The organism is Desulforamulus aquiferis, assembly GCF_030577015.1.
Lineage (GTDB): Bacteria > Bacillota > Desulfotomaculia > Desulfotomaculales > Desulfotomaculaceae > Desulfotomaculum > Desulfotomaculum aquiferis.
The window spans coordinates 61,017-74,832 of the sequence record NZ_JARPTC010000014.1; the positions used below are offsets into that span (position 1 = coordinate 61,017).

The window sequence follows — 13,816 nt, forward strand, 5'->3', positions numbered from 1 at the left end:
AGGTGCAGTATTAGCCTCCTGATTATATATTACTGTCCCATAATCAATCTTGTGTTTGTCCAATTAGTCATTAACACTTCTTTAAGTATCTGGTTGAATAAAAATACTCAAATTCCAGCATTGGCTGGAATTTGAGTATTTAAACTTACATCTGCTCACAAACCTTATCTTGCTTAACAAGGGCAATGGCAACATTATTCCTCGCTGTGTCGTAAACATTGAACATATATTGGGCACGACGGGGATTTGAATAAACCTTCCAGTACCTGCACATAAGACATGCTTTACCCTTATGTTTAATAAAGCCTTCCACATCCTCAACTGGTATACCTAAAAATATACCGACCTCATGGGGGCAAAGCTCAGTAAACCTCGTCTTTAACACTTGCAGCTTCTGCTCCAGGGACATTGCTTCTTCATAACCCATGTTAGCCAGCACCTGCAGGCTGCGCCTGTTGCTGACATACCAATTGAGCATTTTCGTCCTATAGAATAGTACTAGCAAACTGCCATCTCCTTCTTTCAGCTCAAAATATTGCAGGTTTAGCTTTAGGGAGATCTCTTTTTTGTATTGTTTCCATAGGTTTAGGGTATCTTTTCCTCTGTTATTAAAAGAAATAAGGGACGATGGTTTTTTGTCTTTTAAAGTTGGCGCGGCCCGAAAAGCTATAACTGACAAAATATATTCTTTTCCCTCCAACCTGTTTAAGGCCTCAAAAAACTTGACCTTAAGCCCTTTATCCAGCAATACCAACACTCCTCATTCTGCCTATTTGCCATTATATCAACTACTTATATGATATTGATTATCATTATCATTGTCAATATAAAAGTATTTGTCCAAAAGAGGTAAATGCTGGCAGCTAATATATCTCCTGTTCAAAAACAAGAAACCCTTTTCAAGATTGATATTTCTTAAAAGGGTTCACCCGCAGAACTTCCTTTCAGGTTTTTGTAGTAAGAAAATAATATCTATCTTAAGTCGCCCCCTCCACGCTCCTTTACCTTGATCTCCTCTGCGCACTTACGGCACATGAATTTACCGTTGTCACTTGGCTGGCGACAGATGATGCATTTTACTTTTCGTGTAAACTTCCTGTCATTCACCCCTTTGATAAACTCTGGTTTAAGCAAGTAAAACCGCCTCCTCGGACCAAACTGAGCCAAACCAACATTATTGTTAGCTATCGGATAGCCTCCGTTATTCCCGTGATACTGGATGATGTTAGCATTTTAAAGGGTTTTCCGTGCTTTTTGCATAGCTTCTTGACACTTACGCAGGCATTATGGCTATTACAATCCACAGGACAGAGCACCAAATCACTTCTTTTTATTTTATTGTCAAGGACTCTTTCTCCGCCCTTCATGTATCCATCCAGGTAATCAAATTCCCCACCCTTTTGTTCAATTAAATCCTTATAAGCTGATTTAATTTTTGTTATGCCCCCAACAATTAGTATCCTTTTTGAACAAAGTTCGAAGTTTGTACAGTCCTTACTGCAGTTTTCAAATTCATCTGCTTTGTACTGCTGGGAGTAATATTGATCTTTTATTTCCCTTAATTTACATTGCAACTGGTCAATGATAAACAGTAGTTTTAGATTTTCATCCTCCAGACCTTTAACCTTAGCCTCATACTCACTCAAGTCCTCATCAACAGTATCCAGGATGGTCTTTAATTCTTCATTTTCTTGTTGCAGCTTCCGCTTTTCCTGTTCCCAGGAGCTATGGCTTGAGGGGTTGTTTGCTTTTGCCATTTCAAAGAGATTTAAGCAGTGACCTATCACAGGACAACAATGTCCAAGGTCACTCTCCCACAGCCGCAGTAGGTTATAGGTTTCTTCAAAGGAACTAGCTTTGGTTGTCTGTGATAGCATAGATATCATCTCCTTATACTGGTATGAGTCTGCCTTATGTACAAACTTCAATCTTCAGGTCAATTCCTATTCTCTTAACTATTCTGTAATTCCAGCTTAATCATTTCAGCCTCGTTTTTTCTTACTAATAGGTGATAACCCCTGATTTTAATTTCAATGGGATCCCCTAATGGCGCAAACTTTTTTACTTCTACCGACACTCCTGGCACCACGCCCATGTCAATGAGACGTCGATGAACCTGACCCTTGCCATTCACTGCTAATACCGTACCAATTTCACCTGGCCGCATCTGTCCCAAGGTTTTGACCATGAGAATAACTCCAATGGATAATCAATAATGATAATCATTATCATTAACTGGTTATATTTTAATGTAAATAACTGTGTTGGTCAACCCTATTTAGTAAAAAAATTCCCGGCAAGTCTAATACTGACTTAACCGGGGATTGCATGACCAAGCTGTAATATTTATGAAGGTGATACTTGTTTTTCCGCAATCAAATCTTCCAAGCGCTCCTTCTGCCTCATTAATTCCTCCAGTTGAATATCCCCTGCCTCTAACCTGGGGGCCTCCAGTAAAGTATTTATTTTATCCTTATTTTCGGTAATTACTTTATAGCCCAATACGCCGGTTACCAGGCCTACTCCTAGGCCAATCCAAAAGTCTGCTTTATTAAACATATTTTGACCTCCATATCCTTTTATAAGGTTGCACATTTATTGTTGTATTTTGGCCAGCCAAAGACGATCTCTATAAAATTTAAGAACCAGGTGACAAACATACCCATCAAGGCCCTATCCCGTTCCAGGGAGAAGATGCTGAAAAGGCCGGCCAGGGTATCCAGGTGCAGCGACTTGTTCCCGCAATTAACCATATCCCGGTGGCTCAAAACAGTATAGCCTGTAATCCCCGCCGCCAGGTATTCCAGATGATTTACCCTTTTATTGGGTTCCTCCACCCGGCTTTCATTACTCCTTCTTAAGCCATAGGCGGCTAAGAGAGAGGCCCCTGCCAGCAGAGACCAAAATAGGTCCTTTTTATTAATATCGGGGTTAGGGTATAGACTACTTTTATTAACTTTGTCTTGTGTAGCTATGGTGTTTAGGATTGCCGCCTGATCAATTAGTTCAGGCTCATAACAGATCAGCATTGTTTTAAGGACATGGTTAATACCCACCTGGGTAACACCCGGCAATACCTTCAGCGTTGCACCGAGGTTGTCCAATTCAACATTTTGTGTAATCAATAATCGCAGCCTTCCGGGTAAGGAGTGCCTGATTTCATAACCTTTACCACTCATCTGCTGTTCCCCTTTATCAGTATCCTGGTGCTGTTCAACACTACACCGATGGTGGCCATATTGTGGATTAGGGCAGATACCAGGGGATTTATTTTTCCCATGGCCCCAAGTAAAATGGCTGCTGTATTAATAGTAATGGTGGCAGCAAAATTCTGCCGAATGATACCCATGGTCTGTTTAGCCAGACTTAAAGTCTCGGGCACCGACAAGGGATCATCCACATTGATGGTTATATCCGCCGCCTCCACCGCAACATCTGTCCTGCTGCCCCCCATAGCCACACCAACATCGGCAAATGCCAGGGCCGGGGCATCGTTAATTCCATCACCTATCATCATCACCTGGGAGCCGCGCTGCATCCTTGCTACCAGCAGTGCCTTGTCCTGGGGCATAACTTCCGCCTGATAGGAGTCAATACCAAGATTACTGGCTGTTTGCATGGCTACCTTTTTACTATCACCCGTCAGCATTACCACTTCATCAATGCCTAAGCGCCTCAGCTTATTAATTGATTTTTTCATTTTTGGTCTGATGGGATCGCTAATAGCTAAAACACCCAGAACCTGTCCTTTCCTGGCTACATAAACCACATTACGCCCTTGCTCCCTGTGCTTTGCCTCTATAGTTTGAAATATTTCATTACTTACCTTGCTTTCATTCATAAAGGCAGAGCTGCCCACCAATACCAGTCCACCCTCAATAGCCTCAGTCTGAGGTAAATATGCTTTAATCCCCCTGCCAACAATTGTCTCTGTGCTGTCGTGGGGGGGGATTTGCCACCCCGCCTCTTTTACACGGGATAGGATAGCGGTAGCTAAGGGATGGGTTGAGTGGTATTCTGCCGCAGCCGCCAAGAGCAAAACTTCTTGCTCGTTGGCATCTCCGGTTGTTTCCACCTCCACCACCACAGGCCTTCCGGCGGTAATTGTGCCGGTTTTATCCAACACTACCGTGTCGATGTTGGATAGGGATTCAACATAGTTGCCCCCTTTGATCAGCACTCCCCTACTGGCTGCCCGTCCTATGGCAGCAGAAATAGCTGTAGAGGTTGATAGCTTTAAGCCGCAGGAATAATCAATAAAAAGCATATTTAACACACGCTGCCAATCCTTAGTTACCCCGTATACCAAACCAGCAGTTACAAAGGATAGGGGTACCAGCATGGTGGATATCTTATCCGCAAAGCTTTGAACAGGCGCCTTTCTGGTATGTGCCTCTTCAACCAGATGAACAATCCTGGATAGGGCTGTCTGATCGCCAACCTTTTCGACTAGAATTCTTAAAAACCCACTTTTTACAATGGTGCCGGCATACACCACATCATCGTTCGTCTTTTCCACAGGCATATACTCACCTGTAATGGAGGATTGGTCTACCGAAGCTTTGCCCTCAGTTACCCTTCCATCAACGGAAATCTTTTCTCCTGTATGTACACAAACACTATCACCAATCTGCAAAGATTCAACGGGAACCTTTACTTCTCGTCCCTCGGCATCAATTTTCCAGGCCATCTGCTGATCCAGTTTTAGCATCCTAGAAATGTGGCTGCGAGTTTTTTCAGCGGTATAGACAGTCAGCAGCTCTGCGGCATTAGATAGCATAATAATGGTCAAGCTGGATTCAGGCCTTCCTCCCAGGACTGAGGCAACAACAGCGGTTGCTGTCAGGGTGTCAGCATTTGGTCTTAAATCTGTAAATAAACTCTTCAGTCCGCTCATCAGAAAATTTCTAGAAATAATTAATACCAGGGCGCTTCTAGCAGCATACATTCCACAAAAGGCTGCCGGGCTTATCCTTTTAACCAGCTCCAATCCAGCTAAGCTTACTGCAGAAGTCAGCAAGCCATTCATGTTTTTGGATATTTCTTCTTTGAGTTCAGCATTACCTGGGACATTCTCCCTAGGGCTGATCCTGAATGCTTTTAAATACTTAACTACAAGTCCGGCTGATTTTGAAGTCATGCAGGCCACCTGTAGTATTCCTTGGTCATTTATATAGGCACTAACCACGTCCGGCAAGGACCTAAGCTTGGCTTCCAAAAGGGATTTCTGTGGCTTTGTTAATCCTCCACTTACTTTGATACATAACTTCGTATACTTCATTTAGTTACCTTCCATGAATTAGTGGGCTTTCTTCAGAAGATTATAGGACCACCACATCATTTGGGACCCGTTGGGCCATTGCTTCAACCTTATTGTTCTGCTTAATCCCAGGACTAAAAAAATTCCCGCTAAGGAAGTGGGTAAATCCAGGTTCCCTCCGGTTGTCCTGTATAAGGATTTATTTATATGACTAAAGATAAAATGGACCCTTTTTCTTACATTACCCTTTCCAGGAAAGCCGCCGAATTTTCTGAATACTTTGTCTACAGTTTCTTCTGGGCAACTATATGTTATTACTATTGAGCCGGTTAGTCTATTAAGGGTGACCTTGTTTATTTCTGTTACCTTTGTTAAGTAACTTTCAATCTTTTTGGCATAACCATTGTCCCACTTAATTCTGCCGTCATAATAGCGCCTTCTGCCAGAAATGCTATGTACTAATTTTATATCCCCATTACCAGCAAATTTGCGCATTTGTTCAGCCGCCATACTGCCTAGGGCTAGCCCTGCCAAATAACTCATGGGTCACCTCCTGTCATACCTGCTAACAATTAGCTTTTCTATCTCTTGCAGAAATTTATTGCCGGCCACAGCTTCGGGAGAATACTCAATCAACACCGTACCTGTTTGATGATTTACAGTAAAGCTCCTAATCTCCTTAAAGCCGCCTAAATAATTTCTCAGTTCCTCGGCTTTAGCTGGGCTATTGTATATTTGCCGGAAGTAAATTCTCACCCGTCCAGGTATGTAATGTAAAACTTGAACTCCGGCAACATGTTGAAGCATCTTTTTCCTTAATGATCCGCTTAACTCTTCCAGTATATTATTCATCCTGTCCCTCTCCTTCCTCAGATGCCTATGCAAACCCCTGCGGTAATGATGAATATGCACAAAGGATAATCCAGAGAAAATTATCCCTGCTGCTTTATGTCCCTTACTGCTAAGGGGTAAGGAGGTCAGGCAAAGGACCAGAGAAGCTAACATCCCTAGACTCAGCTTTGATTTTGAAGGTTCTAACAGGATCACCTACTCTTAGAGTTGATAATGATAATTATTATCATTATCAACTCTAATTATTCCATTAAAAAACAAATTCTTCCCATTGATGCCAGCTTTTCTAGCAGCATTTTTTCCCTGTATTATTTAATGTCTTAATATACTCTTCTAAAGCTATATCTAGGGTCTTAGATTTAACTTTCATCTCTTCGTGGATCTGTATAAGTTTTTCCACCGCCTCCCTTAATTCTGACAGGGCTATCACCTCACTTATACCTTTAATAAACGTGAGACAAACCGGCTAAGGGTATTTTTTTCTTCGGATTCATTCTGCTGATTTTCACCGTGACTTCCCTTGCCGCTGCAACTTCCTCCGCAACAACCATCTGAACTGCAACCGCCCGATCCACAACAACTGCCGTTTTTAATATTGGCTGCTTCTTTACGTAATCCCTGAATGGTAATGAATCCAATGCCCAGGGCCAAAATCCCTGTAACTAACATCCCTGTCATACTTTCCATATTTCACACCTCCAAAAAGGTATCCTTGCTAACTAGCCGCCAAATCCCAGCAGCATACCAATCTGATAAATAAGTAGAGAAACGATCCAGGCCAAGGCGAAGGGATAGCCTGCTGCAAATAAAGTCCACTTCCAGGAGCCAAGTTCCTTTTTTACTGTACCGATAACTGCCATGCAAGGAGTGTACAGCAGGGTAAAGACCATGAACGCATAGGCAGAAAGACCGGAGAACGCTACACTAATGGATGCTTGCAACTGGGCTGCAACTTCCACTGTTTCTTCAGCTAACTCACTGATACCGTAAATTACACCTAGGGTGGATACCACTGCTTCCTTGGCTAATATACCTGTTAGTACGGCAACACCAGTCTCCCAGGAACCAAAGCCGTGGAAGGCAAAGAGGGGAGCAATTATACCACCGATGGTAGCCAATAAGCTTTCTTGGATTTCTGCCGGTCCCGAAAGGTTAAAACTGCTTAGGAGCCAAATAACCACCGACATGCTGAAGATAATAGTACCGGCTTTGATTAGGAAGCCCTTGCCCTTTTCCCAGGTCTGAATTAAGACAGTTTTTAAAGTAGGAATACGGTAGGGTGGCAGTTCCATCAAAAATGGGTCTGCATCTCCCTTGAAGTAAGTGTTTTTTAAAATTAAGCCCATCATAATGGCAATAGCAATGCCAAGCAGGTACAGGGAGAGAACAACTATGCTTTCGCTGCCTGGGAAAAACAGGGCGGCAAACAATGCATATACGGGCAATCTGGCACCGCAAGACATGAAGGGTGCAATTAATATGGTCAACTTACGATCCCTTTCAGTATCCAGGGCTCTAGCTCCCATGATGGCCGGAACAGTGCACCCAAACCCAATCAGCATTGGTAAAAAAGCCTTGCCTGACAAACCAATCCTGCGCATGGCCCTATCCATAATAAAGGCAACCCTGGCCATATAGCCTGTTCCGTCTAGGAAGCTTATCAGTAAAAACAATGTGAATATCAGGGGTACGAAGACCAGTACACCACCAACCCCACCGATGATGCCATCGATTACCAGGGACTGCATCCATTCGGCAGCTCCCACTGCTACCAATGATCCTTCAACAACTTCGGTCATGGGACCGGCAATAAATTCATCCAATATGTCAGCTATTGGCTGGCCAATCCAACTAAAGGTAAACTGAAACATAGTATACATAATGGCAATGAATATGGGGATTCCAAGGAACCTGTTAGTTAGTATGTTATCTAATTTATCATTCCAAGTCTTGACACCCTCATTGATTACCAGGGATTGCTCTAGTACTTTATTGATGAACAGATAACGGGCTTCGATAATTTCTTCCTCAATTACATCGATATCTTGATTAGAATTTCTTATTTTTTCTAACTGGTTGATATGTTCGGTCAACATTGGACTGCCGGCAGACTTGTTTTGAGCCACAATTCCTGGGTCGAGGGAATCTATCAGCGGCTGTAAGCCATTTTTACTGGTGGCCACCGAGGAAATAACCGGCGCACCTAGATGCTGCCCAAGGAGTTTAAGGTTTATATCATAGCCCTTAGCCTTTGCCTCATCCATCATGTTTAGGTTAATGAGGGTGGGAATTCCCATTTCTAATAATTGTACTGTTAAATATAGATTTCGTTCAATATTCGAGGCATCCACCACATTAACCACCATATCGGGTTTTTCACCCGTCAGATAGTCTTTAACAATCTTTTCTTCCAAGGAATAGGCACTAAGGCTATATGTTCCCGGCAGGTCAATAATATTTATCTGTTTATTGCCTTTAGTTAGTTGACCAATTTTTTTATCAACGGTAACCCCCGGCCAGTTGCCGATATGCTGTCTGGCCCCTGTCAAAGCGTTAAAGATAGTAGACTTTCCAGTATTGGGGTTTCCTGTTAAAGCTATATTTATGGCTGACATTATGTAAATCCTCCTTAACCCAAAGTTACAATGATTTGTTCAGCTTCAGCCTTCCGAAAAGACAAGTTGTAGGATTTCACCAGCACCTCAATGGGATCACCCAACGGAGCCACTTTTATAACCTTTAACTTGCTCCCTTTCATTATTCCCATAGCCATAAAACGTCCCCTGGCCTGGCCTGTTACTTTAACACTGTCAACAATTGCTGTCTGTCCCGGCTTTACATCTTTTAACGTGATCATCTTTTAGAGCCCCCTTAATAGTATTATGGCCTGACCATGATATCTTTGGCCATTTCCTCACCAAGCATCACCTTTCCACCGCGAATGGCCACAACTAGGGGGCCTTGCTGACAACATCGGCAAACCTCCAGGGGAGTGCCTGGGATAAAACCCATCTCCTCTAGGTGACGCTTGCGCTGGGGACACCCTGCAATATCCTGGATAGTAACAACTCTTCCCTGTTTTATAAAGGATAATGGCTTAATCATAGGAACCTAACCTCCTTTAATAATAAATATTTAAGCTAGCCCAATTGCAGCTGCATTCTGGACAGCTTTGTTTGTAATTGCTGTACACAATTTGATTGGCTGGATAACACATTTGAACTCTGTCCACTAATATCAGCACATTTTTCAGTTACCTGCTTTATCTCCTCAGCGATGCACTGCACCCCGCCCATTCCAAGTTCCAAAGCTTCGGCACTGCCGCAGGCAGTTTCCACAGCTACCACGCTGGTACTCATATGTTCAACTATTGTCTGGCAAAGATTATTCACCTGGGATATTATTTGCATTCCACTTTGAACACCCTTAGACCCCTCAGACATTCCCTGCACCACAACTTCGGTGTTCTTTCTTACCTGACCCAGGGTAGCAGCTACGAAATCAACTGTATCTTTGCTTTTAACTGCTAATTTGCCAACCTCTTGGGCCACCACCGAAAATCCACGACCTGCCTCTCCGGCCCGAGCAGCCTCGATGGAAGCGTTAAGGGCTAATAATTTTGTTTGATCCGCGATGGATTTAATGGCCAGCAGCATATCACCCAAGGTTTTAATATCATCCTGGAGCCGGGAAGTAATCTTTATAGAGGCAAGTACACGCTCTTGAATTGCCTCCATCTCTATGTTAGCTGTTTGCAGGCTGGCCACGCCCTGTTCAGCAAATTCCTTGGCAATTTTTAAGGAAGAACTGGTATCACCCACCTGTTTGATAACTTCTGTTACGTGCTTACTTAATTCCTCCACCATACCCTGACTGCAAAGGGCTGTTTCTGTAGCCTCCGAAACCATGTTATGTATTTCTTCACCGGAGCAAACTAAACTATTGTTAAAATCAGCCATCTCACGGGTTATAGTATCCAATTCGACAACTTCTTTTATTCTTAATGACCCGGATAGTGTGCTTTTGCTTTCAAACTTCCCTTTAAAGGCCATTCCCAAAAGACCCAATATCTACATCTCCTCATTATGAAACCGATAATCATTATCGCTATTTAGTTAAAAAAAATAGATTTGTGCCTTGTTAACCTCTATCTTCACGAATAAGGTTATTGTTTCCAATTAAACTATAGCGATAACGATTATCGTTGTCAATATATATTTAATATTTCTTTCTTTTGTCATTACATTTACCACTGCTTAACTATATGATAATGATTCTCTTTATCAATGTCAAGGAAATATTATTAATAATGGCTCTTTAATTACGCTTTTCTTCTATTTTTATTCACCTAATCCCCCTAGATATAACCATAAACTACAAAACACACCGATATTATCGATGTGTTTTGTAATACCAATCTAGTTTTAATATTCGTTAGGCAGCTTATCAAGCTGTTCCTTGGTGAATACCGGGCCGTCCTTGCAGACATATTTGCTGCCCACATTGCAGCGGCCGCACATTCCTATGCCGCACTTCATTCTGTTCTCCAGACTCATGATGATCCGGTCCGGGGTAAAGCCGCACTCTACCAGCACAGGCAGGGTGAACTTAATCATTACCGGGGGTCCGCAGATGATGGCATAGTCGGTCTTGGGTGCCACTTCTTTGGTCACGGTGGGTATGAAGCCCACTCTTCCGTTCCAGCCTTCTACTTCACGGTCAATGGTGGTTACCAGGTTGATGTCATCCCTGGCATCCCAGGCTGCCAGCTCATCCTTGTACAGCAGCAGCCCCGGGTTTCTGGCTCCGTAGATTACGTTTAGGTCTCCATAGTCCCCGCGGTTGGCAGGGTCCAGGATGTACTGGATGGTTGAACGCAGGGTGGTAAAGGCAAAGCCGCCTCCGATGATGGTCAGGCTCTTGCCCTTTAGCTGCTCCAAGGGGTAGCTGTTGCCCAGGGGACCACGCACTCCTACCATGGTTCCTTCCTCCAGCATGTGCAGGGCGGTGGATACTACTCCTACCTTGGCCACTGAGAATTTCAGTATGCCCTTCTCGGTGGGGGAGGAGGCTATGCCAAAGGGCGCCTCTCCCTTGCCGTATACCATTAGCTCCGCAAATTGTCCCGGCTCGTATTTAAAGCTTTCTGCATCCTGCTCGTTTAAATACTCCAGGGTGAAGGTGTGTATTAGTTTGTCTGATGTCTCGGTGAAGTTCTTCACCAGTTTCATCGGCAGCGGTAGATAAGGGTTTCTCATCTCTTTTCCAACCTCGCTTCCGCTAGTCCACTGCCCGGACGTCTGCCAAGGCTTGGCGTATATCCAGGTTTACGGGACAGTTTTTGATGCACCTACCGCAGCCAACGCAGGCGGTGGCGTTGTATCTATCTACAAAGTAGTTGAATTTGTGCATGAGTCTTTGTCTCCACCGGGCTTTCCCTCCGGTTCTCGGGTTGTGCCCGGAGCCATGCAGGGTGAATAACGGGAACATGCAGGCATCCCAGTTTCTTACCCGGCAGCCGCTGCAGTCGGTGGCCTCATCCGCTATGTCAAAGCAGTGGCAGGTGGGGCATAGGTAGGTACAGGCTCCGCAGCCGATGCATTTTTCATGCAGGCTGTCCCAGTAGCTGTGCTCAAACATGCCGTTTAGTTTTTCTGCCAGGCCTTCAATATTAATGCTGCCATCGGCCTTAACTTCTGCCTGGAGTTTGGCGGCCTCTGCCTTGGCCTCTTCTCCTGCTTCGCTAAGTCCCAGTTTTCCCAGCAGTTCTTGTCCCTTTTCGCTTATGCCTTCTACTACGTAGGCTTCCCCTATGTCGGTCAGGAATATGTCGCTGCCTTCTTTGGCGAAGGGACCGCAGTCCATGCTGCTGCAGAAGCAGGTTATGCCTGGCTCGTTGCAGCCTAGTCCCACGATTAGGGTGTTGGCCCGGCGGGTCAGGTAGTATACGTCTTCGTATTGGTCGTTTTTGAATACGTTGTCTAAAAGCAGTATTGCTTTGACGTCACAGGGCCGCATGCCGAATACTATTGTCCCGGTGGCGTCGATGTTTTCTTTGGTCCTTACTCCTTCAGCATCAACTGTGTAGTTAAACAGTTCTTCGGACTGAGGGAAAAGGATTTCTTTACCCGGCTTTTTGGTGTTGCTATTGTTTAGACAGGCTTCTTCTCCGCCCTTGATGGCGCCATATTGTATGAGTCCGTCTTTTTCTACAGGCGCTATGACTCGGTATTCTCTTGCCAGTTTATCTAGTATTTTGGCAAGTTCGCCTTTGTTTAGGATCATCCTTTTTCACCTCATTTCTATAGCAAGAAGTCTTCTTTGTCTTCGAATTTGAAGGTGTTCAGGGCCGGGGCTTCTTCTAGGCTTATTCCTGCTTCGGCTCCAAACATTTCTTTGACGTCTTTTACCATCTTTCTGTTTAGGAAGGATAGCTTGATGCCCATGGGGCAGGCTCTTTCACAGGCTCCGCAGTCTACGCAGCGGCCTGCCAGGTGGAATACTCTTACTGCCTGGAACAGGGCGTTGTCGTCTACGCTTTGGGCGCTTTTACCGATCCATGCCGGTGCTCCGCAGTCTACGAAGCATTCGCTGCAGTAGCACATGGGACAGGCCTGGCGACAGGCGTAGCAGCGGATGCATTTGCTCATTTCTTTGGCTACGTAGGCTGCCCTTTCTTCGGCACTCAGTGCTTCGAAGGCTTCTACGTCGCTGTAGTCTGCTTCTTTTGCTGTTATTGCTTCGCCCAGTAGTTCGTCGAAGATTACTGGGGTGTTGTATTGGCAGGTTTTGCAGGAGCTAAACATTACGTCTGCCTTGGCCAGTGTCTGTTCAAAGTCTTTGCCCTTTACGACTAGGGCTTCTCCGGTGTCTCTCACTTCCAGGATGTCTTTGCAGCCCACTGCCTGGCAAATTTGTTTGCGGTCTACCATGCCTTCGCAGGGTACGCCGATGATATACAGGTTTTCTTTGTTGATTTGCCCTTCTTTGATTAGCCCCACTATGGCTCTTACGTCACAGCCCTTGGCTATTACTGCCACTTTGTCTCCACTCTTGCTGCGCACGAAGTTTGCCAGGTTGTTTTCGCAGGTTGCTCCCCAGATTAGGTTCTCGGCCTGCTCAGGGGTTCTGGCAAAGTATGGTGTGCTGCGGAGGGGCAGGCTTCCTTGAGCAAATCCCACCACCAGGTCTACTTTCTTTTCTTCCAGCAGTTTCTTGGCGGCTGCTTTTATGTTTTCGCTTAGGTTCATTCCCTCTCACCTCACTCCGCTTTTCTAAATATGCCCTTGTTCGGGCCTATGGCTTTTACTTTGTCTGTTAGGTCTCCTATCAGTTCTGCAAATCTTGCTCCTTCTGATGCTGATACCCAGGTGAAGTTTACTCTGTCACTCTCTACTCCCATGTAGTTCAGCATGTTCTTTAGTAGGGCAAATTTGCGGCGGGCCACCAGGTTGCCACTAACATAGTGGCAGTCTCCGGGGTGTCAGCCAGAGGTTAGTATCGCATCAGCACCGGCTCGCAGGCCTGCTATGATAAACAGCGGATTTATCCGGCCGGAGCAGGGCACACGCACTACCCGGACGTTTGGGGGGTATTGCAGTCGCCCTACCCCTGCCAGGTCTGCACCGGCATAGCTGCACCAGTTGCACAGAAACGCTACAATTTTAGGTTCTTGTTCGCCCATTTTCTTCCCTCCTGAAACAG

General features: G+C 44.8%; 17 protein-coding genes. All 17 read right to left on the reverse strand.

The window, feature by feature from the left end:
- Positions 1–145 precede the first annotated feature (145 nt).
- The gene (locus P6N53_RS09965; protein WP_304542704.1) at positions 146–748 is read right to left on the reverse strand and encodes a DUF3793 family protein; all 603 of its coding nucleotides are present in this window, start codon (positions 746–748) and stop codon (positions 146–148) included.
- Between the two features lie 436 nt (positions 749–1,184).
- Positions 1,185–1,877 (reverse strand): DUF2325 domain-containing protein, encoded by a 693-nt coding sequence (locus P6N53_RS09970; RefSeq protein ID WP_304542705.1) that lies wholly within the window; start codon positions 1,875–1,877, stop codon positions 1,185–1,187.
- A 74-nt stretch (positions 1,878–1,951) separates the two neighbouring features.
- Entirely contained in the window at positions 1,952–2,188 is a 237-nt protein-coding gene (locus tag P6N53_RS09975) for a FeoA family protein (RefSeq protein ID WP_304542706.1), read from the reverse strand.
- A gap of 158 nt (positions 2,189–2,346) precedes the next feature.
- Complete coding sequence (locus P6N53_RS09980; protein WP_304542707.1) at positions 2,347–2,559, reverse strand: hypothetical protein; 213 nt, start codon at positions 2,557–2,559, stop codon at positions 2,347–2,349.
- 20 nt (positions 2,560–2,579) lie between these two features.
- On the reverse strand, positions 2,580–3,179 hold the full coding sequence (locus tag P6N53_RS09985) for an HMA2 domain-containing protein (RefSeq protein ID WP_304542708.1): 600 nt from the start codon (positions 3,177–3,179) through the stop codon (positions 2,580–2,582).
- Positions 3,176–5,281: a heavy metal translocating P-type ATPase gene (locus P6N53_RS09990; RefSeq protein ID WP_304542709.1), complete on the reverse strand. Its 2,106-nt coding sequence runs from the start codon at positions 5,279–5,281 to the stop codon at positions 3,176–3,178. Before P6N53_RS09990 ends, P6N53_RS09985 begins: the two co-directional genes overlap by 4 nt.
- Positions 5,282–5,299: 18 nt before the next feature.
- A complete protein-coding gene (locus tag P6N53_RS09995) occupies positions 5,300–5,803 on the reverse strand; it encodes an HMA2 domain-containing protein (RefSeq protein ID WP_304542710.1) in 504 nt (167 codons plus the stop codon).
- Between the two features lie 3 nt (positions 5,804–5,806).
- Positions 5,807–6,112 carry an HMA2 domain-containing protein gene (locus tag P6N53_RS10000; RefSeq protein WP_304542711.1) on the reverse strand — a complete coding sequence of 102 codons (306 nt, stop codon included), beginning with the start codon at positions 6,110–6,112 and terminating at the stop codon, positions 5,807–5,809.
- A 435-nt stretch (positions 6,113–6,547) separates the two neighbouring features.
- Positions 6,548–6,799, reverse strand: coding sequence for a hypothetical protein (locus P6N53_RS10005; RefSeq protein WP_304542712.1), 252 nt, complete (start codon positions 6,797–6,799; stop codon positions 6,548–6,550).
- A 32-nt stretch (positions 6,800–6,831) separates the two neighbouring features.
- Positions 6,832–8,727 carry a ferrous iron transport protein B gene (gene feoB / locus P6N53_RS10010; protein ID WP_304542713.1) on the reverse strand — a complete coding sequence of 632 codons (1,896 nt, stop codon included), beginning with the start codon at positions 8,725–8,727 and terminating at the stop codon, positions 6,832–6,834.
- A gap of 14 nt (positions 8,728–8,741) precedes the next feature.
- Positions 8,742–8,969, reverse strand: a complete 228-nt coding sequence (locus P6N53_RS10015; protein WP_304542714.1) for a FeoA family protein — start codon at positions 8,967–8,969, stop codon at positions 8,742–8,744.
- Between the two features lie 23 nt (positions 8,970–8,992).
- Positions 8,993–9,217: a FeoA family protein gene (locus P6N53_RS10020; protein WP_304542715.1), complete on the reverse strand. Its 225-nt coding sequence runs from the start codon at positions 9,215–9,217 to the stop codon at positions 8,993–8,995.
- Between the two features lie 35 nt (positions 9,218–9,252).
- Complete coding sequence (locus P6N53_RS10025) at positions 9,253–10,179, reverse strand: methyl-accepting chemotaxis protein (RefSeq protein WP_304542716.1); 927 nt, start codon at positions 10,177–10,179, stop codon at positions 9,253–9,255.
- Positions 10,180–10,536: 357 nt separating this feature from the next.
- Complete coding sequence (locus P6N53_RS10030) at positions 10,537–11,370, reverse strand: FAD/NAD(P)-binding protein (protein ID WP_304542717.1); 834 nt, start codon at positions 11,368–11,370, stop codon at positions 10,537–10,539.
- A 22-nt stretch (positions 11,371–11,392) separates the two neighbouring features.
- Positions 11,393–12,397 carry a 4Fe-4S dicluster domain-containing protein gene (locus tag P6N53_RS10035; protein WP_304542718.1) on the reverse strand — a complete coding sequence of 335 codons (1,005 nt, stop codon included), beginning with the start codon at positions 12,395–12,397 and terminating at the stop codon, positions 11,393–11,395.
- 17 nt (positions 12,398–12,414) lie between these two features.
- On the reverse strand, positions 12,415–13,362 hold the full coding sequence (locus P6N53_RS10040; RefSeq protein ID WP_304542719.1) for a 4Fe-4S dicluster domain-containing protein: 948 nt from the start codon (positions 13,360–13,362) through the stop codon (positions 12,415–12,417).
- 11 nt (positions 13,363–13,373) lie between these two features.
- Positions 13,374–13,796, reverse strand: coding sequence for a hydrogenase iron-sulfur subunit (locus P6N53_RS10045; RefSeq protein ID WP_304542720.1), 423 nt, complete (start codon positions 13,794–13,796; stop codon positions 13,374–13,376).
- Positions 13,797–13,816 lie beyond the last annotated feature (20 nt).

Bases quoted from the DNA above. Each gene is read 5' to 3' on its own strand.
- P6N53_RS10015 (WP_304542714.1), bottom strand. From the start codon at position 8,969: ATGATCACGTTAAAAGATGTAAAGCCGGGACAGACAGCAATTGTTGAC.
- P6N53_RS09990 (WP_304542709.1), bottom strand. From the start codon at position 5,281: ATGAAGTATACGAAGTTATGTATCAAAGTAAGTGGAGGATTAACAAAG.
- P6N53_RS09980 (WP_304542707.1), bottom strand. From the start codon at position 2,559: ATGTTTAATAAAGCAGACTTTTGGATTGGCCTAGGAGTAGGCCTGGTA.
- P6N53_RS09975 (WP_304542706.1), bottom strand. From the start codon at position 2,188: ATGGTCAAAACCTTGGGACAGATGCGGCCAGGTGAAATTGGTACGGTA.
- P6N53_RS09985 (WP_304542708.1), bottom strand. From the start codon at position 3,179: ATGAGTGGTAAAGGTTATGAAATCAGGCACTCCTTACCCGGAAGGCTG.
- P6N53_RS10000 (WP_304542711.1), bottom strand. From the start codon at position 6,112: ATGAATAATATACTGGAAGAGTTAAGCGGATCATTAAGGAAAAAGATG.
- feoB (WP_304542713.1), bottom strand. From the start codon at position 8,727: ATGTCAGCCATAAATATAGCTTTAACAGGAAACCCCAATACTGGAAAG.
- P6N53_RS09995 (WP_304542710.1), bottom strand. From the start codon at position 5,803: ATGAGTTATTTGGCAGGGCTAGCCCTAGGCAGTATGGCGGCTGAACAA.
- P6N53_RS10040 (WP_304542719.1), bottom strand. From the start codon at position 13,362: ATGAACCTAAGCGAAAACATAAAAGCAGCCGCCAAGAAACTGCTGGAA.
- P6N53_RS10005 (WP_304542712.1), bottom strand. From the start codon at position 6,799: ATGGAAAGTATGACAGGGATGTTAGTTACAGGGATTTTGGCCCTGGGC.
- P6N53_RS10030 (WP_304542717.1), bottom strand. From the start codon at position 11,370: ATGAGAAACCCTTATCTACCGCTGCCGATGAAACTGGTGAAGAACTTC.
- P6N53_RS10020 (WP_304542715.1), bottom strand. From the start codon at position 9,217: ATGATTAAGCCATTATCCTTTATAAAACAGGGAAGAGTTGTTACTATC.
- P6N53_RS10035 (WP_304542718.1), bottom strand. From the start codon at position 12,397: ATGATCCTAAACAAAGGCGAACTTGCCAAAATACTAGATAAACTGGCA.
- P6N53_RS09970 (WP_304542705.1), bottom strand. From the start codon at position 1,877: ATGCTATCACAGACAACCAAAGCTAGTTCCTTTGAAGAAACCTATAAC.